The sequence below is a fragment of the Pseudomonas sp. SDO52101_S400 genome (assembly GCF_054071635.1).
In genome coordinates, this window is the sequence record NZ_JBSVWF010000003.1 from 1 (window position 1) to 26221 (window position 26221).

Sequence of the window (26221 nt, forward strand, 5' to 3'; positions counted from 1 at the left end):
ATACGGAGCATTTTCTTTGAGCACCGCGCAGATTGCTAGGTTTTCACACAGTCTGTTCGGGTGCTTTTTTGTTTTTAAGATGGACGCCTGTCAGAAGGAGCGATGCAATGGATCTGAAGTTCAGTCACGTCGATGTACTGGTCAACAACCTCGAAGAGGCCTGCACCTACTACGCACAGATTCTGAAAGCCAGAATCTCCAGAGCACTCGTCTGGGAGCGGGGTGGCCTGCACGTTCGCTACGCGGTTGCGCTGATCGGCCAGGAGCGTTTCATGCTGGTCCAGCCGTTGGCGGGCAACCTCAAGGAACTGCTGGACTCGTCGGGGGAGGGGATGATCTATCGTCACTGCTATTCGACGCCGGACATCGAGAAGGCCTACGACGAACTGGTGATCGCCGGCGTGCAGCCCGAAGACGAAAACGGACGGCCCCTGGAACGCGCCAACCTGCAATCACCGTCCGGGACACGCATCATCTGGCTGCCCAAGCGCTTTGGGCACTTCTCTATCGAGATTCTCGAAGAGCAGGCGCTGGAGGCATTCATAGCGTCTGCGTTTGCCTGAGGAAGTCGCGCGACGTCCTCGTCTGAAAAAAAACATGCGTTGTGATGCATCCGATCGCATGCCTGCTCCGTAAATTCAGCACCCTCATTCGAAGGGTCGAAGAATTCAGGAGACACACCATGCACTCGCTCATCAAACGCATTGCCATCACCTGCTTCACGCTGCTCTGCCTTGGCGCAGGATCGAGTTTTGCCGCCGATACCGTGATGGTCGGCGGTGCGGCCATGTATCCGAACAAGACCATCGTCGAAAACGCCGTCAATTCGAAGGACCACACCACGCTCGTTGCAGCGGTCAAGGCTGCCGGTCTGGTCGACACCCTCAACAGCAAGGGGCCGTTCACCGTCTTCGCTCCCACCAATGAAGCGTTCGCCAAGTTGCCCGCCGGCACCGTCGATACACTCGTCAAACCGGAGCACAAGGCTGACCTGACCACGATCCTCACGTATCACGTCGTTGCCGGCACTCACACGGCAAAACAATTGATGGATGACGCCAAAATGCACGGCGGCAAAGTCATGCTCAAGACAGTCCAGGGCGAATCACTGACCGTCATGCTGCACGACGGCAAGTTGTGGGTGGTGGACGCCAAAGGCGGGAAGGCCGCGATCACCATTGCCGACGTGATGCAGTCCAATGGCGTGATTCATGTGGTGGATACGGTGTTGATGCCGAAGTAGCCTTTTGAAGGGAACAGATGAATTTTAAAAATTGTCTGTTCCCTTTGGCTATCGCCATCGTCCCTTCAGAAACTGGTTGCGTCCCTGCGTCTTGGCGTTATACAGCGCCTGATCTGCCACCTCGATCAATCCTTGCAAGTGCTCCAGCTCTGGGCCTGTGCCCGAAGCGATACCGATGCTCACGCTGACGCGTCCGAACGGGCTGGCGCTGTGTGGGATGTTCGCTTGCTTCAAGCGGTCGAGAATAAGTTGCGCCACCACCGCAGCACCCTCACTGTCAGTGTCTGGCATGATGATGCCCATCTCTTCTCCGCCATAACGTGCGACAAGATCCGAGGGGCGCCGCAGGCACTCCTCGAAAATTTTGCCAACCGATTGCAGGCATGCGTCTCCTGCGACATGCCCGAACGTGTCGTTGAACAGCTTGAAATAGTCGATATCAATCATCAGCAATGCCAACGACGAGCCGTCACGTTGTGCCCGGCGTGCTTCCATCGCAAGGCTTTCATCAAAGCAGCGGCGGTTTGCCAAACCGGTCAAGGCATCCTTCATGGCGAGCAATTCAAGCTGTCGGTTCGAAGAGAGCAACTGTTGCTGGGTCCCGCGCAATTGATCTTCCACTTCGGTGCGCCGGCGTATATCCAGGATCAAAAACCAGCCGATAAGGCCGGTGAGCCCCAGCAGACCCGTCACCACCACCGCCGACAGCAATGCCTCCATTCGCCACGCAGCGAGAACTTCTCGTTTGCCCAGTGCCACGGTCGTGATCAACGGCAGCCGGTCACTCTTTCGGAAAGCATAGAGCCGTTCAACGCCGTCCAGGCTGGAGGTAAACGAGGCCGTGCCGACTGATCGATCGACAAGATATTTGGCATAGATGGGCGACTTGGAAAAGTTGCGCCCCATATCCTGCTCGCGGAAGGGATAGCGCACCAGCAACGTACCGTCGGTATAGGACAACCCGATGGCCCCGTCCTGTCCCACATCGATTTTTCCAAACAGCCGAAGAAAGTTTTCTATGCCCAGGGTGACGGCCACCACGCCGGCAAACTCTCCTCGAGCATCATTGAAACGCCGGCTGACAGTGATCACCCACTCTTGATTGGAGCGGCTCTGGATGGGAGGGCCGATAAATATCTCGCGGGAGGGGTCGTCGCGATGATGGATGAAATAGGCCCGATCACTGCTGTTCGCCCCAGCCGGAATCGGCCGGTTGGAGGACATCAACCAACGTCCCTGACTGTCGTAGATCGTGATGCCACTGAGCTGTGGCATCAGGGGCTCCTGTCGGTTGACCAACGCACTCAGTCGCTGGATCTGCGCCGGGCCACTGCCTTCGGTTTCCAGACGTTCGACGAGACCCAGCAGAAGCAGCGAACTTTGCCGGACAATGCCTTCGGAGTAGGTCACAAGCGCCTGGGTAAGGTTCAACCCGTGGACGTCCACTTCCTCCAGCGCTCTCTCCCGGGAGGCCAACACCTTCCAGACAGTCAGCGAAGCCAGGGAACAACCGATAACCAACAGCAGAAGTACAACCAGGTGGGTATCACGCTTCACGTCATTACCTTTTGGAAAGTCCGGTTTCCGACCTGGCCACTATCGGATCAAGGCAATAACTGCGGGACGAAGTGGACGGCAGGCGATTTTTTCACATATGAACCCGAGAGTCACCCGGCATGCCTCCCCACCTCATGGCGCATGTCAATTTTCGTCGTGGTGCATCCGATGAGAGACAAGGCGAGTGCGAGGGGGAGAATCTGATTTGCACGACTCAACCTTGGAATTGGCCAGCGCGCCCTCATAACGATGGTTACCTCCAACATCCCCGAGGGGAAGGACAGACCATGACCAGCCAAACTGAAACTGCCATCCTCGCCGGCGGTTGCTTCTGGGGCATGCAGGATCTGCTGCGGCGCTATCCCGGCGTCCTGCAGACGCGCGTCGGTTATACCGGTGGCGATGTGCCGAATGCGACCTACCGCAATCATGGCAACCACGCCGAAGCCATTGAAATCGTCTTCGATCCTGCCGTTATCAGCTATCGGCAGATCCTGGAGTTCTTCTTTCAGATTCACGACCCCACCACGCCCAACCGTCAGGGCAATGACCGTGGCCCCAGCTATCGCTCGGCGATCTACTACCTCAACGAGCAGCAACGCGACGTTGCTGAAGACACCGCCGCCGATGTCGACGCCTCGCGGCTGTGGCCTGGGCGGGTTGTGACCGAAATAGAACCGGCCGGGCCATTCTGGGAGGCGGAGCCGGAGCACCAGGATTACCTGGAGCGTATTCCGAATGGCTACACCTGCCACTTCATCCGCCCGAACTGGAAGCTTCCGAAGCGGGCCTGAGTTTCTTTAGCGTCAGTGTGAAAGAAGGGAACCGGTCTGTTTTATGAAAAACAGACCGGTTCCCTTCTTTTTGCCTTCAGTCAGGAAAGGTAGCTAAGCAAGTTAGCTATATGTTGGTTCTGCGTCCTTCTCACGACCAGCCCGGACCGATCCTGCACATGACGTCACCTTCATCGCCGCCAAATCCGACCGAAGATCCCCGCAGCCTGCAGATCGCCAGTGTCGAATGTCTGCGACAGCTCTGTGTTGTTTACGGGATATTTAAAAGAGCGGACTACGACCAAAAAGTTGCCATCCAGTACGTTGTCCAAAACGGTTAATTTCCTTCGCTCTGGCATAAACGTTAGATGCCGTGAGCCGACAAAAAATCGCCTGTAAAGACGTTCATTTTTTACATGGATGGCAATGCGCCTCTAATGTAGTATCGCCGCGCGCCGGGTCTTTTGAATGCCGAAAGTTGTCTACTTCAGCAGGGTGCATTGGAATTGGAGCTGTTCAATGGCTAACAAGGATATGGAATGAGTTTGCCAATAGATTTTTCCGCTGAGCAGTACCTGTATCTACACCCGGACGTCAGATTGGCAGGTATCGATCCTGCCGTTCATTACCTGACCTGGGGGCATCAAGAAGGTCGTCCTTATCTGCCGAATTCAGACCCTCTGCTGCCTAAAGTCAAGGGAGAGTTCCACTCGGATGGCGTGAGGACGGTGCACAACCATGACTTCATGAGTGATCCGCGCTACATCGCCGCCACCTGGACTGGGACAGTACGGGCAAGATGTTCCACCTCCTGGACACTTTCTCAGGTGTCGATGACCGGTTTTTATCTGCTGACGAGAAAGTTGGCGGGGTCTCGGACAAAAGCCAAAAGTGGATTGAAGATGGAACTTACGTATCTAACATTGATGCCGTAAGAGCAAATTTTTCGGAATGGTCAAATGTCAACATCATTCAAGGTTCAATCCCTGAAACGCTGACGCAGATCGAGTCGAAACAGATTGCTTACTTGCACATCGATATGAATTGCACAGGACCGGAAGTCGCTGCCATTGAGTTTCTGTGGGATCGATTGGTTCCGGGGGCGGTAATCCTGCTGGATGACTACGCGTACTTTGGCTATCAGCCGCAAAAGGACGGGATGGATCAGTGGGCCGCAAAAAGGAATATTGCGATTGCCAGTCTGCCGACAGGGCAGGGGCTCCTGATCAAACCCTAGTCATCATCAACGACTGTTAACGGCGAGAAAACAACCGCTCGGGTTTGTTTTCTGGCCGAGATGGCCACCGGTCAGAGAGGGCATGTTTCGCCCTTTCCTGATCCGTGTGCTGCCGACTCAAGCGGTCGCAAAAACAAATTAGTCCTCATTTTTAGTCCCCATTTTTACCAAACCTGCGCCAGGCAATCGGCTTCTACAAATTGAACAAGGATAAAGGCTCATGAGTATGAGAACGGCAGCGCTGGCTCTGTTGCTTGCAACGTCACTGACCGCCTGTGGAGGGAGCAAGGACAAGGCCAGGGAACTGGTCGATATCAGCGGCGCCTTCAAGGAGCATTACGATGAGGTGGTGGAAACCGTAATGCGAGATTACTCGCCACGTTACATGGCGGTGATGGACGAAGAAATCCGCGAGGTTGTGGAAGACAAGGTTCCCTTCGACGAGATTAGAAACCTGCGGATCGATACCTTGGCGGCTCACTTGCAGCCGGATGAACTCAATGCGGCGATTCGTGCCCACGATAACCCCGCGCAGGGCAGAGATATTTTGAACAACACGCCTGAGGGCCGCAGCTTTCTGGACAAGATTTTCGACGCTGAAGACTCCGTCGAAAATACCTTCCAGGCCCTATTGAAGGAGCGTGAACCAGTCATTCTTAAAGCACTGGATAAAATCAATGACAAGAGACTGGCTGGATAGGCGTCCCTGACGCGTGATCAATCGACCGTCATGGCTGCCGATTCGTCCGGTCGATGCGTCACACCGGTTCCTGTACCCTGCAGCCTCTCACTCCAACGAGCACGGAAAATGGATTCTCACTCGATTTTGGCTTTTACCCTGGTGGCCGCGATTGCCATCGCCAGCCCAGGCCCCGCGACGCTGATGGCGATCAACAACAGCCTGGCCCATGGTCAGCGCAGCGCCATCTGGTCGTCGCTGGGTAATGCCAGTGGCCTGTTCTGTCTTTCAGCTGCCGCGATGCTCGGGCTCGGGGCGTTGCTGGCCAGTTCCGAAATGCTGTTCAACGCGGTGAAGATCATCGGTGCCGGTTATCTGTTCTATCTCGGTATCAAGCAGCTGTTCAAGAAGGACGCGATGCTCCAGGACAGCCCTCAGGACGACTCGAAAAAGGCCCGGCCCACGCGGCTCAAACTCTACAAATCAGCATTCCTGACGGCCGTGACCAATCCCAAGGCGACGATGTTTTTCACCGCATTGTTCCCGCAATTCATCGACCAGGGCGCTACGCTGCTGCCGCAGTTCCTGATCCTGACGTCGATTTTCATGGCGTTGTCGGTGACGTCCCTGACGCTCTACGCCGCGCTCGCATCCCGGGCCAAAGGTGTGTTGACTCGACCGGCGTTCTCCCGTTGGGTCAGCCGGGTGGTGGGCACGACGTTCATTGGTTTCGGCGCTGCCATTCTGACCATGCGTCGGCAGGCAGCCTGAGAGGCCGCGTCCGTCTCCAGCGTCAGCGGGTTATGAAGCTGCGAATCGCCTGCGTGGTTTCCACCGGCGCTTCTTCCATCAGCCAATGGCCCGCTCCGGCGATCACCACTTCGGTGACGTTATCGGCGGCGTTGCGCAGCACGATCGCTTCGTTGTTGCCGAAGGATTTCTCACCACCGACGGCCAGGACCGGCATGGTCAGCTTGTTCTTTGACGACGCTTCATTGTCCACCGCGTCCTGGCGAATGGCGCGGAACTGGGCGAAGGCCGCGTGCATCGCGCCGGGGCGGGCGTAGAGTTTGGTGTAATGCTGGCGGGTGGCTTCGTCGACTTTTTTCGGGTCGCCGGCGAACTCGTTCCAGAAACGATCCAGGTAAATGCGCTCACGGCCAGCGACCAGTCGCTCCATGTCCGGGCCTCCAAAATCGAAGTGCCAGAGCATCGGCGAGCGAACGATGTCGTTCCACGGTGCAATGCCCGGAACGGGCGCATCCATCACCACCAGGCGATCGGTCTGTTGCGGATACCGCGAGGCATAGGCGAACGCGACCATGGTGCCAATGTCGTGACCGATGACGACCGAATGCTCGATGCCCAGCGAAGCCAGTACTGCGCGGATGTCTCCTGCCTGGGTCTTCTTGTCGTAGCCACCGTCGGGAATCGACGACAGCCCCATGCCGCGCAGATCAGGGATTACCACGGTGTGATCCTTCGCCAGATCGGTCGCCAATGGCACCCACATGTCCCCGGTATCACCAAAACCATGCAACAGCACCACGGCCGGGCCTTTGCCGCCGATGCGCGTGTGGATTTTCGCGCCGTCCACGGCAATGTCTTGCGTGTGGAACGAAGCGGGGAACGGTTTTACGTCAGCATGGGCCGGAACACTCAGGGCCACCAGCAAGGAAGCGGTCAGCAAGGCGCGGATCATCACGGTGACTCCAGAGCTGTAGGTGGGTGGAGCGTAGACCGCTTTTAGAACGCTGCCGTTTGCCGCCGGGCATTTTGCATCGGCATTCGTTCCCGACTTGCCTGACCCGCCGATATCAGGGAAGCTCCCGCGAATCCTGTCTCGGGCAAGTTGGCTGTACGATCGAATCGTTAGGGAAGCGTTGAATGGCGTTCAAGGTGTTGGTGGTCGGTGGGTATGGAAACTTCGGCAGCATCGTCTGCCGGCATCTGGCGTCGATGCCTGATGTTGATCTGGCAATCTCGGGTCGCGATCCGCACAAGTTGCTGCGCAAGGTCGAGGCGTTGCAAGCCGCTTCAGGAAAAACCTGCGCCAGTTGGTGCGGCGATGCCATGGGGCCCGGGTTTCAATCTGCGTTGGGCTCGATGGGAATTGAGCTGGTCATCCACACCGGCGGCCCGTTTCAGGGGCAATCCTATGCGGTTGCCGAAAGCTGCATCGAGGCCGGCGTGAACTATTGCGACCTGTCCGACTGCCGAACCTTCGTCAATGGTATCGCTGTACTCGATGCGCGTGCGAAAGCGGCGGGCGTGGCGATTCTCAGTGGTTGCAGTTCAGTGCCGACGCTATCGTCAGCCATCATCGATCAGCAGCGGTATCGCTTTCAGCGCATCGACTCGATCGAACATGGCATTTCCTCTTCCGCCAAGATGCCGGGGCTGTCTACCGTCGAAGGCGTGCTTGCCTACGCGGGCAAGCCGATCAAACAGCTCAAGGATGGCCGGGTTCATGAGGTGCCGGGCTGGCAGGATCTGACGTTGCGCAAGATGCCGCACCTGGGCACCCGCTTGCTGGCCAATGTCGATGTTCCGGACATGGATATTTTTGCCGGTCGTTATGGCGCCCGGTCCTTGAGCTTCAAGGCCGGTGCCGGCCTCAAGCTCGGCGGTGTCGCCAATGCATTGTTCGCCCAGGCCCAGAAGAGGGGGCTGATTCGGGACCATGCGCCCTGGGCCGCACGACTGCATCGCCTGGGCACCTGGTTCGAGCGAATCGGCGATGGCAAAAGCGCGATGTACATTGACGTGCAAGGTATCGGGGTTGAAGGGCAACCACTGTCAATGACCGCTCAACTGACGGCATGGAATGACAAAGGCCCGGAAATCCCGAGCTGCGCCGCTGTTGCCCTGGCCGCCAAAATGGCCCAAGGGTATGTGCCTGAATCCGGCGCCCGGCCTTGCGTGGGCGAAATCACCGTCGACGAATACATGGCTGCGATCAACGATCCTGAAAACCTGAGCCTGTCCGTGCATTTCTCTGACGGGCAACGCTGATCATGCTTTACCTGTGTTTCAAGTACATTCATGTCATCGCCGCTGTTTTCCTGTTCGGATTCGGCATGGGCTCCTACCTTTACCTGATCGCCGCCAGCCGCACCGCCAACCCTCAGGTGATCGCTCACGTGGCGAAAACGGTCGTGCGCTTCGACGCCTGGATCACCACCCCGGCAGGCTTCATTCAGATCGCATCGGGCTATGGGCTGATCAGGCTGGCCGGCCTTCCGTTGAGCACGGAATGGGTGCTGACGTCGTTGATTATCTTTCTTTGCGTGGGATCGCTCTGGCTGCCGGTGCTGGTGCTTCAGAAGCGCCTGTACGTGATGGCTTCGAGTGCGATCGAGACCGGAGGAGGGCTTGCGGATGAGTACCGGTCGGTGTACCGCCAATGGTTCTGGATGGGAGTTGCCGGTTTTCTCGGGATGTTCGTGATTGTCTTGATGATGGTGACGAAGATGACGCCCGTGCAGGTGCTAGGGCTGTTGCTGTAGCGAAGCTTTCAGAAAGCGTTGTTCATGATCGGGATCAGGCAGAAGACAGGTGTCATATTGTCCAAACAGCCGATAACGATTCAGTGCAATACGATCGTAGGCCCAGTTCCGAAGCCCGCGCGGGAAAATGCGCAAGCACTGCAATGGACGCCAGCGGGCGGGCAGTTGGGCAACGACTTCGAAAAAGGCGTCGGAGCGCTCCCAATAGTGTCGGTCGCGGATGACCGCCATGGTGTCGAACTGATCGAGGGGTAAATCTGCCCAGGCGAGCAGCGCCTGTCCTTCGGGAGACTGCACCGCCGCCAGCCGGACTCGCTGATGGCGGTCATGACGAATCAGGAATTTCGCCCAGCCATTGCACAACTTGCAGACGCCATCGAACAACACCACTGTCTCGCCTGGTTTCAGCAGGGGAGCAGTCGAAGGGCGAATCCGGGAAACGGGCATGGATATCGGTCCATTGAGGCCTGGTTTCCCGGATCATATCCTTAAACGGTCACGACAATCTTTCCGACCTGCTGGTTGGCTTCAAGAAAGCGATGCGCTTCTTGAATGTCCTCAAGGGCGAACGTCTTCGCGATGATCGGCTTCAGCGCGCCCGAAGCGAGGCCGTCGCTGATGAACGCCTTGGCACGGGCCAGAGCCGCAGGATCCGCGACGACCTCCGCGTAAAGGTAGCCTTTGAGGGTCAGACATTTGCCCAGCACGGTGAACAGCGGGAACGGCGTAGGCTCCGGGCTCAATGCGCCGTACTCAAGCAGAATGCCGCCCCTGGCCATGCTCTGGGTGAGCTGTTCGAAAGCGGGGCCGCCGATCGGATCGAACACCACGCGAGCGCCCTGGCCATCGGTCAGTGCCATGACGGTCGCGACTATATCCTCTTCATCGCTGACGATGACGTGCGCGGCGCCGGCGTCCAGCAAGGCCTGTTTCTTGGCCCTTGTGCGGGTCACGGCAATCGAAGTGGCGCCCACCATTCGGGCGATCTGGAAGGCTGCCAGGCCGACGCTGCTGGAGGCGGCAGTGACCAGCACAAAATCGTTCTTCGTCAGCTTGGCTTGTTCGACCAGCGCGCCCCACGCGGTGACGTATTGCATCCAGGAAGCGGCGGCCTGTTCGAAGGACAGGTTCGACGGGTGCTTAACCGTCAGCTCGGCGGGCACGTTGGCCAGCTCGCCATAGGTGCCCCATTTGGCAATGTCCAGCGGCGGAATCAGGCTGACCGCATCACCGATCTTGAACTCGCTGACACCGGCACCGACGGCAGCCACCACACCGGCCGCTTCATAACCGAGGCGGCTTGGAAATTGCGCTTCCTGCAAATAAGCGTGATTGCGGAACATGACCTCGGCCCGATTCAACCCGAAGGCCTTGACCTCGATTTGTACCTCGCCGGGTGACGGAGCCGGCACATCGACCGATTCCAGTTTCAAAACGCTTGCGTCGCCGTACTCATGAATCCTGACAATGCGTGCCATGGTTACCTCTGCTGTGATCAATGAGGCCGGTGTGAGCGGCCTGAATTCGCGTGAAATCGCACCGGTTGCAGGCGTGCGCGTCGATGCCATGGCCGCCAATTTAGGCTTTGGCCTGCGCCGGATAAAGACCTACGATAGCCCAACACTAGAAACACAGGGTTTCCAATGGATCGCCTCACCTTGATGGCCGTTTTCGTCAAAGCGGTGGAGCTTGGCTCCTTCAGCGCGGTGGCCGATGAGCTCAATCTGTCCCCGCAACTGGTCGGCAAACAGGTCAAGATGCTCGAGCAGCATCTGGGTGTCTCGCTGCTCAATCGCACGACCCGCAAACAGAGCCTCACCGACTTCGGCCGCACCTTCTATCAACGGTCGAAGCTGATCCTGGCCGATATGGACGCCGCGGAAGAAATGGCCGCGATGACCCGAGGCGTACCCAGCGGCCGGCTCAGGATCAATGCGCCGGTCACGTTTGGCGTCAGCACATTGTCGCCTCGATTGCTGGAATACATGGTCAGGTATCCGCAGGTGTCGGTTGATCTGACGTTGTCCAACGAACTCGTTGACCTGGTGGAGGGCGGGTATGACGTGGTGTTTCGAATCGGTGAACTGTCGGACAGCGGCCTGAAGGCATTACCGCTCAAACCCTATCAAATGGTGCTGTGTGCGGCGCCTGCCTATCTGGCCCGACGGCCACCGATAACGACACCCCTGGATCTTCAGGAACATGAATGCCTGGCGTTTGCCTATTCGGACGGCCGTTCACACATTCGCCTTGAAGGGCCGGACGGCTGTATCGACGTGCCGATCAAAAGCAGATTGACGATCAATCAGGGCGACCCGTTGCTGTCGGCGGCGGTCGCCGGGCTGGGTGTCGTGCTGTTGCCGTTGGAGCTGGTCAAGGACGCGCTGAGGAGTGGAACACTGGTGAACGTTCTGCCGGATTACAACGTACCGGTCTCTCCGATGAATCTTCTGTATGCACCGGATCCTCGGCTGACACCCAAGCTGCGAAGCTTCGTGGACTTTGCCAGAGGAGCGTTTGGAGTCACCGCGTGAAAGGCTGTATCTCTGCCCTAGCCATGGAGGGATGTGGGATCGGCAGTCACGTCGAAACGTTTTGGCTCGCCCATTGCGCCCTGGTCAGTCCATAACACCGGCACCTTTACGGGTGGATGTGACACAGGAGTCAGTCTAGAGCTGCAGGCCGGCAAGAAAAGAGCCAATGCGGCCGTTGTTGATGGAGCCATGATCCCGTTTCTGATCCTGGCCAAAAGCGGTTTGATTCAGATTCGTCAGTCATCTATACCTAATGCAGTGAGGCATTTGGCTATCAGACTGTATTACAGGGTGAATAGCGAATGGGAATATCTCTGTTCTCCTGCTTGATAACCGCTGCACGGCAAACTGACTGGAGAAAAACTCAGTTACGAAGTTTTTTCATTTTGACAACAGACTCTTCCTACCGGAAGCAGTGAGGGGGAAATGAACGACGAGGGCCGGTTTCTTTTCCTGAGGCGAGTAGCAAGCCGCTTGTTCCCTTACACGCTGTCGGGTGGGATTTTCTTTTCTTTAACATTGATACTCGCGGCCTGTTCGAAGGTGTATGTCTATGATCTTCAGGATAAACAAGGTGACGCAACTGGCAAAGTAGCGTCGCTAGCGACGCATATCTCCACGGGTGTGCGAAATGTAAAACTCGTATTCATACATGGTGTTGGAGATCATTGCCCTGGTTATGCCTTGAGCGGGAAGGATGAAAGTGGCTGGTTCAGTACGAAACAAGCTAAGAAGCTGGGTCTTGAAGCAATCGAAGACGCTCCACGTTTCGAAGAGCCGATTTACAGTAATGAATTTATTTCCGCGGTACAAAAACAACCGCATATTTTTGATGATCAATCGTATGTGGCTGTGCGCCGGCAGAAATTCAGCTACGGCTCTGCCGGTGTAAATGTGGAGGCTATCGAGGTGACCTGGTCACCGCTGACACAGTGGATCAAGAATGGTCGACTGGCCAAGGATTTCACCAGGCCCGGAAGCTACAAATGCGTGCCCGGTGAAATGGAACCTGTGCTGACAAATCACGCAAAAGATGATGAGGTTCAGGCTCCGGGCAGGTTGCTGGTAAATCGCATCCTCAAGGAAAACGTGCTTGATCGCAATCTTGCCGATGCCGCCATCTACACGGGGCAATACCACACGGTGATGCAACTGGGACTGGCGGATGCATTGTGCTATGGGCTTACCGGGCAACCCGTGAAAAAGAGCAATGGGAGCGTGCCCAATCGCGTCTGTAACTGGAACAAGGGGCGCATGGAGCCGAATACCCGATACATTTTCGTGACTCACAGTCTCGGTAGTCGACTGCTGTACGACACCCTTTTGGGGTTGATGCAGATGGAGGCTCCGGGAGTCGAAAAGGCGGCGCTCGATCAAGCCTTTCCTGACGCTGACAAGTATGTGAACGGGATTTTGAACAAGACCCCCGTCATCTACATGATGGCCAATCAGCTGACATTTCTTGGAATGGCCAACATAACCTCGAATGACAATTCAAAATCAGTGATCTACAAGCCTGCGGTTGTGGGAGACGCAGTTGATCTACAGTCCAGTGACTTTGCCAGCCCCAGGCCTGAAGAGATCACTAATGAACTCAATTCGGAATGTAATGAAGTAGGGCTTTGTCAGCTGGCGCTTGCAATAAAGTCTGCAAGGCGGACGCCCAGGTTGGCAAACGGGGGAGAGGATGCCAGTGCGGTTAGCCAAGGACTTGAAATTGTGGCGTTTCACGATACCAATGATTTGCTGTCGTGGCCTGTCCCTCCAGAGTATCAACGCGTGATTGATAAAAAATATCGGGGTGAAATCAGGTTTACCAATGTCTTTGTGAGAAACGCGCCGCGTCTGCTTATTTTTGAGTCGCCAACGTCAGCACACCAGAACTACTTCAAAAACGGGGATGTCTGGAAAACCATAAAATGTGGATACACCGATGGGAGCATCAATTCTCCCTGTAAATAACAGGAGAATCACAAAGCCTCATCCGCCGAACACCAACGGTTACGCCCCAGCCGCTTCGCCTGATACAGGCAGGTATCCGCCGATTTCAGCAGCATGGCCGGCGTCACTGTGTCGTCAACCGGATGGCGGGTTGCAATGCCGGCGCTGGCCGTGACGTACCCGAGGGGATGCCCGGTGTGTTCCAGTTCCAGCGAGCGGATGGCTTGCAGGATGTCTTCGGCGACTTGAATGGCGCCGGCGTTGTCGGTATTGGGCAGCAGCACGGTGAACTCTTCGCCACCGTAGCGCACGGCAAGGTCGCCGGGGCGTTTGACCGCTTGCTGGATCGCGCGTCCGATGGCGTTCAGGCAGTCGTCGCCGGCGGCGTGACCATAGCGGTCGTTGTAGCGTTTGAAGTGGTCGACATCGAGCATGATCAACGACAGCGCTGAACCCTGGCGCCGGGCCAGACGAATCTCGTCCGCCAGCGCGTTGTCCAGGCGCCGGCGGTTGCCAAGGCCAGTGAGGCTGTCGGTCAGTGCCATGTCGCGCATGGCCTGGTGGGCGGAACGGATTTCCCGCTCCATCGCGATCCGCTGGCGCAATTGGCTCAGCACGATCAGCCCGAACCCGGCGAGAACCAGGATCAGAAAAATCAGCACGAAGCCGTTTTTCAGCAAGTCCCGACGCCATGGCGCGGTGATGGAATCTTTCGACAGGCCGGCTTCAACCACCAGCGGATAGGTGGTCAGAGCGCGATAGCCATACAGGCGTTCAGTGTCATCGACGACGGCCCTGATCTGGGCGATGCCCTCGTTGGAGGCGGGCAGGTAAGTCTTGAAGATCTCGCTGTTCGCCAGGCTTTTACCCACCACGGAGGCGATGAAAGGACGGCGCACGAGAATCGTGCCGTCGCGCATGGCCAGCACCAGTGCGCCTTTGTCATCAATCCGGAAGTCGCCGTAATAGTCGACGAAATAACTGACCTTGACCGTCCCCAGCAGCACGCCAGCGAACGAGCCATCGGGGTTGTTCAAGCGGCGGGAGATGGGAATGATCAGGTCATGGGTGGAGCGACTCTCGACCACCTGGCCGATGCGCACTTGCCGATCCTCATGGGTGCGGTGGTACTGGAAATAATCGCGGTCGGCGTTGTTGGCCATTTCCGGGGTGACTTCTTTGTCGGTCACGATCCAGTGGCCGTCCGGGCCGTAGATGAACAGGCCGTGCAACTGCGGCATGATTTTCGATTGCTGCACCAGCAACTTGTGAATGCGCGGGACATCGAGGTTTTGCAGACCATCACCTTCGACCCGCTCGGCCAGCCCGGCGGTGACCACATCAACCTGGCGAATGGTGTCTTCGGCGTGCTGGGCCGTGGCGCGGGCCAGGTTGGTCACTGAGTCGCGCGCAGACGCAAAGACCGAACGATAGTCACGCCACGTCCGCCAGCTCTCGACCGCCAGAAACGCCACGACCACAACCAGCATGAAGCTGAGGGTCAGCCGAAAGGTCGAACCGGCCTTCATGGCTTTGCTGGCGGGGCGCCGCGTGTCGTTTGCAGTTGGCTCTTGCGTGTTGCGTCCGAGCATCAACTTTTCCTTGAATGTCGTTCTGAACGTAATGCTGGCGAGCATTATGACAAGGATCGGCAAGAAGTTCGGGACCACCGCGTGATTGAGCCTCGGTTTGCATTGATTGTCTCGTCTGGGTTGACGGTTAAACACTTTGCAGGCGATTTATCACCTGCAGGTGAGTCATTAATCTGTGCCCATCTTGAACGCAAGCGAACTTCCACAATTAAAAAGGGATTCAACATGAGCACTGCAACCTACAACCGCCTGAACAAAGACGACGCCGTGGTTCTGCTGGTCGATCACCAGACCGGTCTGATTTCGCTGGTCCAGGACTTCTCGCCGAACGAGTTCAAGAACAACGTGCTGGCATTGGCCGACCTGGCCAAATTCTTCGAGTTGCCGACCATCCTCACCACCAGTTTCGAGCAAGGCCCGAACGGCCCTCTGGTGCCGGAACTCAAGGAAATGTTCCCGGATGCGCCCTACATTGCCCGCCCGGGCCAGATCAACGCCTGGGACAACGAAGACTTCGTCAAGGCAATCAAGGCCACCGGCCGCAAGCAGATCATCATTGCCGGTGTCGTGACCGACGTGTGTGTGGCGTTCCCGACCTTGTCGGCACTGGCAGAAGGGTTCGACGTGTTCGTGGTGACCGATGCTTCCGGCACCTTCAACACCACCGTGCAACAAGCCGCATGGAACCGCATGACCCAGGCCGGCGCGCAGATGATGAACTGGTTCTCGGTAGCCTGCGAACTGCACCGGGACTGGCGCAACGACATTGAAGGGCTGGGCAATCTGCTGTCGCAGCGGATTCCGAACTACCGCAATTTGATGAATGGGTATGCGGCGCTGACGGCTCGTCAGAAATAATCTCATGCCGATGGTCGAAAGCCTGCTCTGAAAAAGCAGGCTTTTGTCGTTTTCCCTGTGAACCGGGGCGGGAGATAAGCGTGACACTGAACATCACTTCAGCCCGACTCAGGCGACTCTACGGAACAACATCGGAAATAAAACGTAGCTGAATTCGGGCTGCAAGTGCTCATGTCTATCGTCCTTTAATATTGGCGGTCATGTCAGATTCCAAATTTTTTGGGTCTGATACGTTTGTCAGTCCCGCGCAGTATTCAGCACGCTTTTGAATTGACTTTGGCCAAAGGCGGTTGGATCGTAAAACTGTTCGGTATCTAAGAGTAGTTGGCTGTTTTTATGGTCAATTAAAAAAGGCATGTGTTCAAGAAAGTTGTAGCGTTCTATGAGTAGTTTAAATTTCCAGTACGTGTCCTCTGGGGTGCAGTAGCAATATACTGCCAAAAGCTGGGTCGTATCATAATTTAAAAATGACCTTACTATATTGCTGTACATTTTCTCATTTTTTGCAAGAGGGGAGTTGGTGATGGTGTCTTCGTTAAAGTTTGCTCCGATTTGGCTCTCGGGTACGGTGGTTGCGATGAATTTCAATATTTGATACAGAACTCTAAAGTAATGGCCACATAAGCCGTTTTTGTTTTCTAGGGATTTTTTTGCTGCCGTCAAGTTTGGAGCTGAGCTGTCAAATACTGCTTCCCTGACCATGTCAAGGTCCGATCTATCGTGAGTCCATTTTCCTGTCGCGGTTGAGATTTTTTCCAATGTCTTGTTGTGCTGGTCCAGCAATGAAAAGAACGTTCCTTCGAATTGTTGTTTTATTTGTGTTTTTGATTGTTCCTTTAGTGCCGCTTCTGATTTTTCCTGAGCGATCGCGGATCGCTCTAGCTCTTTTCTAGTTGACTCGAGCTCCTTGCTTTGCAGGACTATTGTCAATAGGAGGGCAATTAGTCCGAGAAAACTAAGCAAGGGGTTCAGTGTGCCGCCAATAAAATCTCCAAAAGTTCCCCAATCGGTGTTTTGGCTACTAAGTTTTCCGTTGAACTCCATAAAGTAAAACGTAAATACTACCCCGACAACGCCTGTGGCGAAGGCGAGTATCCATGCTAGCCATTTGAAAAGACGTGCGGGAGTCAGGTTCTCAAATTTTTGTTCTAGATTCATTCGCATCATTCCGTATGCTTTTTAAAATTTTTAATTAAGCAAAGATTGGAGTTGCAAGTCTTAAGCAGGTGGGTCTGCACAGCGAACATTTTCCGGGGTCATGCTCTTTACTGTATTTTCGAATAAGTGAATATTCGATAGTGTTATCTTTCTTGGGGGTGAATAGTGCGGTGCTATGTGAGTCTAGCCCGCTTTTTTCGTCAGCTCGCCTCGTAGAGACTTCGAAGGGATATCTCATTGAGTGTAGGAGTATATAGATGCGCCACCTGTCTTATCGATGCTTTACGCACCATGATTCCATCCGTGAACAGGTGGAATCATGGTCTACTGACAGTATTTAAGAGAAGACGAAAGTGACCATAACTTAATGAGTTAACTATAACTACTCCGTTGGTTCCTCTTCTTTCAAGTGTAGGCGGAAAGTGTCTCGAGCAGTTTTTCCTACGTAGGTCGTGAGCGCGTAATTTGCTGTTCCACCGATGATGACCCCTATTCCGAAGGGGATCACTTTGGCCGCAGCTTTTTGTGTGAACGAAATTCCGATCTTCGCGAACAACTCCTTGATGAGCTGAAGCGTCGGGCCTTTCAAATATTGGTGCACCATGCGTACACCGGCTTTGCTGGCAATTCTTGTGGCGCCGGCAGACCCCATTTGCTCCAGAGACCCGCACAACGCGATGATGTATGACATGTGCTTGGCATCTTCATTGGACATCTTGTTGTTAATGGCCACCGCGAGGCACATAGTCATGTCGATCTGCAACTTCATGCAGACCGAGATATCCGCCAGACCTCCGCCCACCGCGCTCACCGCAGTTCCGATACCGGGAATAACTCCTGGGAGCGCAGTGGCGGCGCCAGATGTGGCGGCTAATTTGGAATAACGACTGATGATTTTGTCGACGACAGCGTCCTGGATTTTTTCGTCGGACGCTGACGGCGCTGAGCCCCGTGCCTGGCCTTCATACTGGGATACAAGTTCACGGGCATCATGCGGGCTGATGGCGATGGCCTCTACCATCTTCATTAGTGAAGAACTGCTTTCGTCTTTATCTGCTGTGGCCATGTCGAATTCCATTCGAAAATTGATTTTAGAAGCCTTTCCGCAAGGAAACGCAGGCCCAAAGAGTGCCATAGATGATATTAAAATAACATCAAGCTCTGCTCTGCCGGATGAATGAAGGTCGTTTTGTGTCCGGACGGCGAAAGGCCCCAAGCATAATCGGGAATCAGTCACTCAAAAGCGATCCAACCGATAAGGCTCGATCATCGGAAGACGACGAGCCTTGTTTGTTGCTGAAGGTGAAACCATCCCCTCAATAATCTCCGCCGTCACCGCCGCCTGAGTCAGCCCCAGATGCTGATGCCCGAAAGCGAGCAGTACCTTGCCGTCGGCTGTCTGATCGATGACCGGCAGCGAGTCCGGCAGCGAAGGCCTGAACCCCATCCACGGTGTGGCCGCCTCGGCACTCAACTCCTCACGGAACAAGCCTTTGCTCAGCCGAAGCAGCTGCCAGGCCCGTGCCATGGTCGGCGGTGCTTCAAGCCCGGCGAACTCGACGGTGCCGGCCAGACGCAAGCCTTCGGACATCGGCGTCATGATGAACTTGCGTTCCAGTGACGTGACGGGGAAGGGCAGCCGGTTGTGTTCCTGAGGCAGCATCAGGTGATAACCGCGTTCGGTGTCCAGCGGCACTTTCTTGCCCGTCAGCGCTTTAGCCAGCGTGGCCGAGTGAGCACCGCAGGCGATCAATACCCGACGGGCACTCAGGCTGCCTGTTCCGGTATTGAGCGAAACGCCGTGGGCATGCAGTTGCCCGCCTTCGACCCGTTGCTTCACAAACTGCACGCCGCTGGCCTTCGCGGCGCTGACCAGTTCACACACCACCCGGTACGGGTCGATGAAGTGCCCGGTGCTCGGGAAAAACAGTCCGCCCTGAAGGTGTTCGCTCAGTTGCGGCGCGCTGTCACGCACTGCAGCCGCTTGCCATGAGTCGACCGGGACTTGTTGCTGACGCAAGCGCGCCTGCAACGCTTCAATGGCCGGGCGTGAGTCGGGTCGTTCGAACACCAGCAACGAACCTTCCACCTTCAGCAGATCGGGTCGCTGGATGTCACCCAGCAACCGGTGCCAAGCCTCCAGCGAGCTTTCATTGAGCGCTCGCAGACCCGCCACCGTGCGCTGGAACGGCGCCGAGCGCAGATTCAGCAACAGCCGAGTGAACCAGGGCAGGGCGCAGGGCAGGTATTTCCAGTCCAGGCGCAGCGGCCCCATCGGGTCCATGAGCATGGCCGGCAAGCGCTTGAGGATCGACAGATCGGCAATCGGAAAAACCTGCTCGGTCGCCAGATGTCCGGCGTTGCCGAACGATGCGCCGTGGCCGGGCTCCTGCGGGTCGATCACGACCACCTGCAAACCCTGTCGTGCCAGACGCAAGGCGCAGGCAACGCCGATGATGCCGGCGCCGACCACGGCGATGTCATGGGTGATGTTCGGCATGGTTTCAGGCTTCCCTCTGGCCATCGAGCAGGCGTCGCAGTGCCAGCGGATTGGTCTGTTTGAGTGCGGTGGGCAGCAAGGCGTCGGGGAAATCCTGATAGCAGACCGGGCGCAGGAATCGCAGGATCGCGGCCGTGCCGACCGACGTTGTGCGCGGGTCGGATGTGGCCGGGAACGGCCCGCCATGCACCATCGCATCGCAGACTTCGACGCCGGTCGGCCAGCCGTTGACCAGCAAGCGTCCGGCCTTGCGTTCCAGCGTCGGCAGCAGTGAACGGGCCTGATCCAGATCCTCGTCATCCAGATGCAGCGTGGCCGTCAGTTGGCCTTCCAGCTGTTCGAGCACCTGACGGATTTCATCGTCGCCGGCACATTGAACGACCAGGGACGCCGCGCCAAAGGCTTCGGCTTGCAGCGCGTGATCGGCAAGAAAATCGGCGGCATCGGTGACGAAGACATGGGCCTGACCCTGGTTCGGACCTGTTCCTCTCTGACCGACCACAGCAAGGTGCGCGCGCGGGCTTTCGGCCAGTGCATTCACGCTGGACTCGTAGGCATTGAAGATGCCGGGCGTGAGCATGGTCTGGGCCGGACTGCGCTGGATGAGTTCGGCGGCGGCGCTGATGAAGGTATCCAGTGCCGGCCCCTTGAGGGCGATCACCAGGCCAGGATTGGTGCAGAACTGTCCTGCGCCCAGCGTAAGCGAGGCGACAAATCCTTCGGCCAGCGCTTGCGGGCGATTGCTCAGCGCAGCGGGAAACAGCAGCACCGGATTGATCGAACTCATTTCCGCATACACCGGAATCGGTTCGGGGCGAGCCTGAGCCGCTCTGATCAACGCGAGCCCCCCACTGCGCGAACCGGTGAACCCCACAGCCTTGATGCGTGGATCGCTGACCAGCGCAATGCCGACTTCACGCCCGGAACCGTACAGCAACGAGAACACACCCTCAGGCAGACCGCAGGCCTTGACGGCCCGGGCCACCGCGTGGCCGACCAGTTCGCTGGTGCCGGGGTGGGCGCCGTGGGCCTTGACGATCACTGGGCATCCAGCGGCCAGCGCCGAAGCGGTATCGCCGCCGGCGACGGAGAAAGCGAGGGGGAAATTGCTTGCGCCGAACACCGCCACCGGTCCCAGCGCAATCTGACGCTGACGCAGGTCCGAACGCGGCATTGGCTGACGCTGTGGTTGGGCGCTGTCGATGCGCACATCCAACCATTCGCCGGCCCGCACGGTACGGGCGAACAGCCGCAGTTGCTGGCAGGTGCGCCCGCGCTCGCCCAACAGGCGAGGGCGCGGCAGGCCGGTTTCGGCCATGGCGCGTTCGATCAACTCATCGCCGAGGGCTTCGATTTCGTTGGCGATGGTTTCGATAAATTCGGCGCGTGCTTCCAGCGTGGTTTCGCGATAGCCGTCGAACGCGGCCCAGGCCAGAGCGCAGGCTTGTTTGACGTGCTCGGCGGAGCCGCCGGCGTAAGCGGGTTCCAGAGGTGCATCAGTCGCCGGGTTGATGCCCTGAATGATCTCGCGATCACCCGAGATAGTTTGCTGACCGATCAGCAGTTTGCCCGTGAGAGACATGGCATGTTCCTGGAAAAGAAAGAAGGCCCGCCGCTAGCGATTGCGGCGGGCGAAAGCGAAGCGGTCGATCAGGCGAAGTTCTGTTCCGCCGACCAGTTTTCGTACCAGTGACGGAACAGTGCGTACTGGTTTTCCGCATAGCGACGCTGGGAGTCGCTCAGGGCATCGGTCTCGTTGAAATGCAGGGTGTATTCCTTGTCGCCGTTGAGCACCATCAGGTGTTTGTAATACAGCACCAGATCCGCGCCTTCGTCGAAGGACGACAGCACCGCCAGCGCCGACTCCAGTTCCCGGGCCTGGCGCCGGGCCTTGGCGTCACCCTTGGCCGCCTGCTTGCTCAGCGCCACCAGTTGCAGCACTTCACGGGGCAGGGCGTTGCCGATGCCGGTGATCGCACCGGTGGCGTTGCAGTTGACGAAGCCGTGCACCACTTGGGTATCGACACCGACCATCAGGGTTACGTCATCGTCCTTGGAGGTGATGTTTTCAGCGGCGTAGCGCAGGTCGGCGGCACCGCCGAATTCCTTGAAGCCGATCAGATTCGGGTACTCGCGACGCAGTTCGAAGAACAGATCGGCGCGGGTCGCGAAGCCGTAGTAAGGGCTGTTGTAGATCACTGCCGGCAAGTTCGGCGCGGCCTGCAGAATCGCGGAAAAGTGAGCCTTTTGCGCGGCGAGCGAAGCGCCGCGGGACAGTACCCGTGGAATCACCATCAAGCCTTGGGCGCCGACTTTGGCCGCATGGGCCGCGTGGGACACCGCTTCACGGGTGTTGATGGCGCCCGTACCGACGATGGTCGGAATACCGGCAGCTACCAGTCGCGCCACGCCTTCCTGGCGCTCGGCCTCGGTGAGCAGTGGCCAGTCACCCATCGAGCCGCAATACACCACGGCGCTCATGCCGGTATCGATCAGCTCGCGACCCTTGGCCACCAACGCGTCGAAGTCCGGTTTGCGTGCGGCGGTGCACGGGGTCATCAGGGCGGGCATGCAGCCGGTGAAGATGTTGTCGCTCATTATTGTTCTCCTTGGAACGGTCATTCAGATGGGTTTGGAAAAGCGGCGCAGCGGCTCATATGCCCCACGCGAATGGATCTTCTTCGTCGATCAGCAGCGTGCTGTCGGCGGTCATATAGGCGCGGCCGGTGATGAACGGGCGCACGCGATCACCTTCCCATTCGAAGCGACCTTCGAACTGGCTGCCAGTGATGCTGGCCTGTACCCAGCGCTCGCCGGGCGCAAGTTTTTCGTCGGCAGCCAGGCATGCGAGCTTGGCGCTGGTGCCGGTGCCGCACGGTGAGCGGTCGTAGGCTTTGCCGGGGCACATGACGAAGTTCCGGCTGTCGGCGTTGTCGTCATCGGCGAACAGTTCGATGTGGTCGATGATCGCGCCGTTCTCGCCATGGATGCCCTGGTCTTCGAGGGCCTTGAGCATTTTCCAGGTGAGGTCGGTCAGGGTTTCGACGTTGTTCATGGTCAGCGTCTGGCCGTGTTCGGAAACCAGGAAAAACCAGTTGCCGCCATAGGCGATATCGCCGAGGAAACGGCCGTATCCCGGCACCTCAACCGCCACTTTCTGGCGGAATCGATAAGCCGGCACATTGCCCAAAGTCACGGCGCCGTCCTGATGCAACGTCGCGGTGACCGGGCCGACCGGCGTGTCGATCTTGTGCACGCCCGGGGCGATGAGCCCCAGGTGTTGCAGCGATGCGACGAGGCCGATGGTGCCGTGGCCGCACATGCCCAGATAGCCGGCGTTGTTGAAGAAGATCACGCCGCAGGTGGCGTCCGGCGACACCGGCTCGCAATACAGCGCACCGACCAGCACATCGTTGCCACGCGGTTCCAGCAGGCAGGCGCGGCGCCAACGGTCGTGCTGATTGCGCAAGGCGTCGCGCTTTTCGGCCATGCTGTTGCCGTGCAGGTCGGGAAAGCCCTTCATTACCAGACGCGTGGGTTCGCCGCCGGTGTGCGAATCAATGACGTGTACTCGTTTCATGGACGTGTCCCTTCGATTGATTTCAATAAGCGCCGGCTGCGCGCGGGTTTGCAGGGGAGGCCGGGGAGGTCGAGGTGACTTCGCTTTCATCCTCTTCGGACTCCAGACGCAGCAGGTGCGCCGGTACGCCGGTGGCGGCGCCCCAGTAATAAATGCCGGTGGCGAAAGCGGCGACGACCAGTGTGTCGAAAGGGTGGGCGAGGATGCCCAGACCACCGAAGGTGCCGAGTTTCGACAGGACGATGGTCACGGCGTAGAACGCAATCAGCCAGGCGGATGAGCGGACTTGATGGGCGAGGCTCAGATGTTTGGTCGGCACGAAACGACCGCACAGCAGGTACACCACAAACATCGGGATCTGCAGGCCGAGCAGCCAGGACACGGTGTCCCAGCCGGACCAATAGACGATCAGCGCCGCGATGATGAACGACACCGGCCCCAGCACACCCATGCACTTGACCCGGAACGGGCGCGGCATGTCGGGCGCATTGCGACGCAATGCGGCGACGGTGACTGGCGCCACGGCGTAGCTCAACACCAGTGCGGCAGACACCACGTTGATCAGCGCTTCCCAGGACGGGAACGGCAGGGTCCAGAACACCGACAGGGCAAAGGTCAACCACAGCGCCGGGCGCGGAATGCCGGACTTCTCATCGATACGGGTGAAGACCTTGAAGAAGGTGCCGGTCTGCGCCCAGCCGTAGATCACCCGTGGCGTGGCGTTCATGTAAATGTTGCCGCAACCGCTGGGTGAGATTACCGCGTCCGCGACGACCAGATAGGCCAGCCAGCCCACGCCGAGCGCCAGGGCGATGTCGCGATACGGCAGGGCGAATTCCTTGGAAACCCCGGCCCAGCCATTGGCGAGCAATTCGGTAGGGATGCCGCCGAGGAAAGCCGTTTGCAGCAACACGTAAATCGCAGTGGAGAGCAGCACGGAAAGAATCAGCGCGATCGGGATGGTGCGCTGGGGATTTTTTACTTCGCTGGCCACCGAGATGATCGGGGTCAGGCCGAGGTAGGCAAAGATGACACCGCCGGCAGAAACGGCCATCTCGATGCCGGAGAGCCCGAAGGGGGCGAAGCCTTGAACCTGGAAGTTCTCCGGTTTGAAGAAGGTGAACAGCACGCCGATCACCAGCAGCGGCACGATGAACTTGAACACGCTGACCAGGTTGTTGGCTTTGGCGAAGGTCTTCACGCTGCGGTAGTTGAGCAGGAAGAACACGCAGAGCAGACCGAACTGCACCAGCCAGCCCAGCACCGTCGGATCACCGCTGCCGGTTTTGGTCAGGCCGGGAAACCACGCCGCTGCATATTGGCGAGAGGCAACTACCTCGATCGCCACCAGGCTGGAAAACGCGATCAGCGTAATGAAACCCATCAGGTAACCGAGCAGCGGCCCGTGGCTGTAAACCGGGTAGCGCACCACGCCGCCGGCCCTTGGCAATGCCGCGCCCAGTTCGCAGTAGACGATGCCCAGCAGCAACACGGCGAACCCGCCCAGCAGCCAGGAGAAAATCCCCGCCGGCCCGGCAATCGCCGACACGTGACTGGCCGCGAACAACCAGCCGGAACCGAAGATCGCCCCCAGCCCGATAAAGGTGAGGTCGATCAATGAAAGTTGTTTTTTGAACTTGCCTTGGCCTGACATGGCATCGCCTTCTTGTGAGTTATTGGATAGGCAGGTGTGAGTCACTGGAACGGCTAAACAGTGAACTCATCAGGCGTCGGGCGATTGATGTTTTGTGCAGCTCTGGATGACGAAATCGGCACAGTTGCGAAGAAAGACAGCGGCCCTCGACACGTCGCAAACGTTGCTGCAATCTGCACGCGAGCGCCTCAGGGCGGTCACGTTTTCAGGCCGATCCACTCACCGGGGAAGACCTTCACATGCAGAACGCGTTTGCGATCCTCTGTCAGGGCGATGAGCGCCATCGGCCGCATACCCTCGACGCACTGCTCGCCGGCGTGGCACCGCTGTTACCGATGCTTGACGTGATTCCGAACGCGGCGATCTTCATCAAGGATGTACAGGCGCGGTATGTCCTGGCCAATCGCACATTGGTGCAACGTTGTGGCCTGAAAGACCTGAAGCCGTTGCTCGGCAAAACCAGCGCGCAGGTTTTTCCGGCGCAATTGGGGCCGGGCTACACCGAGCAGGATCGCCGGGTGCTGGAAGAAGGGTGGGTACTGGAGGATCAGCTGGAATTGCACCTGTACGGCAGTCGCGAACCGGGCTGGTGCCTGACGCACAAGCGTCCGCTGTACAACCGCGACGGCGAGATCATCGGGCTCGCGGGGATTTCGGTGGACCTGCAATCGGCAAGCGAAACACATCCGGCGTTTCAGCGTCTGGCGGCGGTCGACGAACACATCCGAGCGCATTTCAACCGGCGTGTCACCTTGGGCGAATTGACCCGGATCGCCGGTATCTCGGTGGCGCAGCTGGAGCGCTACTGCAAACGGGTGTTCCACCTGACGCCGAGGCAGATGATCCAGAAAGTACGGCTGGAACATGCCCACCGTTTGTTGCACACCGAACTGCCAATCACCGAAGTGGCGCTGCAATGCGGCTACACCGATCACAGCGCCTTCACTCGTCAGTTCAAGGCCTCTACCGGGTTCACCCCGCGTCAGTATCGGCAGGCGACGGAACGTTGAGTCGCTTTCGGTTCGTCACGACTAGACTCAAAGGGACATGCCACCCATCTCATGACAGGCCTTGCGGCAGAGGAAATGCGATGAGCGCAAAGCGGCTGTGCCAATGCTCGTCATGGATCCTGCCGAGCCTGATGGCCGTCAGTCTGGTGCTGACCGTCGGCTGCTCCGGTCGGGCGGCCAAGAACCGATACCCGGCCTCCGTCGTCGGCGACAGTTGTTATGCCAAAGCGTTGCCCGCGGTGGGTGAGGGCGGGCTGGCCTGGGGTTCATCCTTGAACATCGCCCGGCAGAAATCCCTGAACAACTGCATCCGTTATGCCGGCCGCTCCGGTGGCACACCCGACACCTGCCAGGTGGTGCTGGCCAAGTGCAAGAACTGAGCGGCCGGCCTTCTCG

Annotated in this window: 26 protein-coding genes; 14 read left to right on the plus strand and 12 right to left on the minus strand. The window is 57.8% G+C overall.

What is annotated here, in order from left to right:
• Positions 1 to 107: 107 nt before the first annotated feature.
• Positions 108 to 563, plus strand: coding sequence for a VOC family protein (locus tag ACW9HX_RS01560; RefSeq protein WP_457379215.1), 456 nt, complete (start codon positions 108 to 110; stop codon positions 561 to 563).
• A gap of 119 nt (positions 564 to 682) precedes the next feature.
• Positions 683 to 1243, plus strand: coding sequence for a fasciclin domain-containing protein (locus tag ACW9HX_RS01565; RefSeq protein ID WP_457379216.1), 561 nt, complete (start codon positions 683 to 685; stop codon positions 1241 to 1243).
• 48 nt (positions 1244 to 1291) lie between these two features.
• Here the strand turns inward: ACW9HX_RS01565 and ACW9HX_RS01570 are convergent, their stop codons facing one another.
• Positions 1292 to 2800 carry a diguanylate cyclase gene (locus tag ACW9HX_RS01570; RefSeq protein ID WP_457379217.1) on the minus strand — a complete coding sequence of 503 codons (1509 nt, stop codon included), beginning with the start codon at positions 2798 to 2800 and terminating at the stop codon, positions 1292 to 1294.
• 287 nt (positions 2801 to 3087) lie between these two features.
• Between ACW9HX_RS01570 and msrA the strand changes: the two genes are divergently transcribed.
• The 4 genes from msrA to ACW9HX_RS01590 all read left to right on the plus strand — a co-directional run bounded on the left by msrA (position 3088) and on the right by ACW9HX_RS01590 (position 6260).
• Positions 3088 to 3594 carry a peptide-methionine (S)-S-oxide reductase MsrA gene (gene msrA, locus ACW9HX_RS01575; protein WP_457379218.1) on the plus strand — a complete coding sequence of 169 codons (507 nt, stop codon included), beginning with the start codon at positions 3088 to 3090 and terminating at the stop codon, positions 3592 to 3594.
• A 778-nt stretch (positions 3595 to 4372) separates the two neighbouring features.
• The gene (locus ACW9HX_RS01580) at positions 4373 to 4810 is read left to right on the plus strand and encodes a class I SAM-dependent methyltransferase (protein WP_457379219.1); all 438 of its coding nucleotides are present in this window, start codon (positions 4373 to 4375) and stop codon (positions 4808 to 4810) included.
• A 220-nt stretch (positions 4811 to 5030) separates the two neighbouring features.
• Entirely contained in the window at positions 5031 to 5510 is a 480-nt protein-coding gene (locus ACW9HX_RS01585; protein WP_457379220.1) for a hypothetical protein, read from the plus strand.
• A gap of 108 nt (positions 5511 to 5618) precedes the next feature.
• The gene (locus tag ACW9HX_RS01590; protein ID WP_457379221.1) at positions 5619 to 6260 is read left to right on the plus strand and encodes a LysE family translocator; all 642 of its coding nucleotides are present in this window, start codon (positions 5619 to 5621) and stop codon (positions 6258 to 6260) included.
• 22 nt (positions 6261 to 6282) lie between these two features.
• Here the strand turns inward: ACW9HX_RS01590 and ACW9HX_RS01595 are convergent, their stop codons facing one another.
• The gene (locus ACW9HX_RS01595; protein ID WP_457379222.1) at positions 6283 to 7191 is read right to left on the minus strand and encodes an alpha/beta hydrolase; all 909 of its coding nucleotides are present in this window, start codon (positions 7189 to 7191) and stop codon (positions 6283 to 6285) included.
• Between the two features lie 185 nt (positions 7192 to 7376).
• On the opposite strand from ACW9HX_RS01595, the gene ACW9HX_RS01600 reads away from it, so the two are divergent.
• Positions 7377 to 8504 carry a saccharopine dehydrogenase NADP-binding domain-containing protein gene (locus ACW9HX_RS01600; protein ID WP_457379223.1) on the plus strand — a complete coding sequence of 376 codons (1128 nt, stop codon included), beginning with the start codon at positions 7377 to 7379 and terminating at the stop codon, positions 8502 to 8504.
• A 2-nt stretch (positions 8505 to 8506) separates the two neighbouring features.
• Positions 8507 to 8998 carry a DUF2269 family protein gene (locus tag ACW9HX_RS01605; RefSeq protein WP_457379224.1) on the plus strand — a complete coding sequence of 164 codons (492 nt, stop codon included), beginning with the start codon at positions 8507 to 8509 and terminating at the stop codon, positions 8996 to 8998.
• Here the strand turns inward: ACW9HX_RS01605 and ACW9HX_RS01610 are convergent.
• Together ACW9HX_RS01610 and ACW9HX_RS01615 are read right to left on the minus strand one after the other, a co-directional pair.
• Positions 8981 to 9445 (minus strand): thiol-disulfide oxidoreductase DCC family protein, encoded by a 465-nt coding sequence (locus ACW9HX_RS01610; protein ID WP_457379225.1) that lies wholly within the window; start codon positions 9443 to 9445, stop codon positions 8981 to 8983. The two genes, ACW9HX_RS01605 and ACW9HX_RS01610, sit on opposite strands and share 18 nt — an antisense overlap.
• 41 nt (positions 9446 to 9486) lie before the next feature.
• Positions 9487 to 10476: a zinc-dependent alcohol dehydrogenase family protein gene (locus tag ACW9HX_RS01615; protein ID WP_457379226.1), complete on the minus strand. Its 990-nt coding sequence runs from the start codon at positions 10474 to 10476 to the stop codon at positions 9487 to 9489.
• On the opposite strand from ACW9HX_RS01615, the gene ACW9HX_RS01620 reads away from it, so the two are divergent.
• The 3 genes from ACW9HX_RS01620 (at position 10466) to ACW9HX_RS01630 (ending at position 13494) form a co-directional block, all read left to right on the plus strand.
• Positions 10466 to 10660 carry a hypothetical protein gene (locus ACW9HX_RS01620; RefSeq protein ID WP_457379227.1) on the plus strand — a complete coding sequence of 65 codons (195 nt, stop codon included), beginning with the start codon at positions 10466 to 10468 and terminating at the stop codon, positions 10658 to 10660. The two genes, ACW9HX_RS01615 and ACW9HX_RS01620, sit on opposite strands and share 11 nt — an antisense overlap.
• Positions 10642 to 11532 (plus strand): LysR family transcriptional regulator, encoded by an 891-nt coding sequence (locus tag ACW9HX_RS01625; protein WP_457379228.1) that lies wholly within the window; start codon positions 10642 to 10644, stop codon positions 11530 to 11532. Before ACW9HX_RS01620 ends, ACW9HX_RS01625 begins: the two co-directional genes overlap by 19 nt.
• Positions 11533 to 11958: 426 nt before the next feature.
• A complete protein-coding gene (locus ACW9HX_RS01630) occupies positions 11959 to 13494 on the plus strand; it encodes a hypothetical protein (RefSeq protein ID WP_457379229.1) in 1536 nt (511 codons plus the stop codon).
• An 8-nt stretch (positions 13495 to 13502) separates the two neighbouring features.
• On the opposite strand, the gene ACW9HX_RS01635 is transcribed toward ACW9HX_RS01630, so the two are convergent.
• On the minus strand, positions 13503 to 15065 hold the full coding sequence (locus tag ACW9HX_RS01635; RefSeq protein ID WP_457379230.1) for a sensor domain-containing diguanylate cyclase: 1563 nt from the start codon (positions 15063 to 15065) through the stop codon (positions 13503 to 13505).
• A gap of 225 nt (positions 15066 to 15290) precedes the next feature.
• Here ACW9HX_RS01635 and ycaC point away from each other — a divergent pair, with 225 nt between their 5' ends.
• Positions 15291 to 15923, plus strand: a complete 633-nt coding sequence (ycaC, locus tag ACW9HX_RS01640; protein WP_457379231.1) for an isochorismate family cysteine hydrolase YcaC — start codon at positions 15291 to 15293, stop codon at positions 15921 to 15923.
• A gap of 237 nt (positions 15924 to 16160) precedes the next feature.
• On the opposite strand, the gene ACW9HX_RS01645 is transcribed toward ycaC, so the two are convergent.
• The 7 genes from ACW9HX_RS01645 to ACW9HX_RS01675 form a co-directional block, all read right to left on the minus strand.
• Complete coding sequence (locus tag ACW9HX_RS01645; RefSeq protein WP_457379232.1) at positions 16161 to 17081, minus strand: putative phage abortive infection protein; 921 nt, start codon at positions 17079 to 17081, stop codon at positions 16161 to 16163.
• 382 nt (positions 17082 to 17463) lie between these two features.
• A complete protein-coding gene (locus ACW9HX_RS01650; RefSeq protein ID WP_457379233.1) occupies positions 17464 to 18147 on the minus strand; it encodes an EcsC family protein in 684 nt (227 codons plus the stop codon).
• 171 nt (positions 18148 to 18318) lie between these two features.
• Entirely contained in the window at positions 18319 to 19581 is a 1263-nt protein-coding gene (locus tag ACW9HX_RS01655; RefSeq protein WP_457379234.1) for an NAD(P)/FAD-dependent oxidoreductase, read from the minus strand.
• Between the two features lie 4 nt (positions 19582 to 19585).
• The gene (locus ACW9HX_RS01660) at positions 19586 to 21163 is read right to left on the minus strand and encodes an aldehyde dehydrogenase (NADP(+)) (protein WP_457379235.1); all 1578 of its coding nucleotides are present in this window, start codon (positions 21161 to 21163) and stop codon (positions 19586 to 19588) included.
• A 68-nt stretch (positions 21164 to 21231) separates the two neighbouring features.
• Complete coding sequence (locus ACW9HX_RS01665) at positions 21232 to 22179, minus strand: dihydrodipicolinate synthase family protein (protein WP_457379236.1); 948 nt, start codon at positions 22177 to 22179, stop codon at positions 21232 to 21234.
• Between the two features lie 55 nt (positions 22180 to 22234).
• Complete coding sequence (locus ACW9HX_RS01670; protein WP_457379237.1) at positions 22235 to 23161, minus strand: 4-hydroxyproline epimerase; 927 nt, start codon at positions 23159 to 23161, stop codon at positions 22235 to 22237.
• 22 nt (positions 23162 to 23183) lie between these two features.
• Positions 23184 to 24815: an APC family permease gene (locus ACW9HX_RS01675; RefSeq protein WP_457379238.1), complete on the minus strand. Its 1632-nt coding sequence runs from the start codon at positions 24813 to 24815 to the stop codon at positions 23184 to 23186.
• Between the two features lie 239 nt (positions 24816 to 25054).
• Here ACW9HX_RS01675 and ACW9HX_RS01680 point away from each other — a divergent pair, with 239 nt between their 5' ends.
• Entirely contained in the window at positions 25055 to 25825 is a 771-nt protein-coding gene (locus ACW9HX_RS01680; protein ID WP_457379239.1) for a helix-turn-helix domain-containing protein, read from the plus strand.
• Positions 25826 to 25905: 80 nt separating this feature from the next.
• Positions 25906 to 26205 (plus strand): hypothetical protein, encoded by a 300-nt coding sequence (locus ACW9HX_RS01685; RefSeq protein WP_457379240.1) that lies wholly within the window; start codon positions 25906 to 25908, stop codon positions 26203 to 26205.
• Positions 26206 to 26221 lie beyond the last annotated feature (16 nt).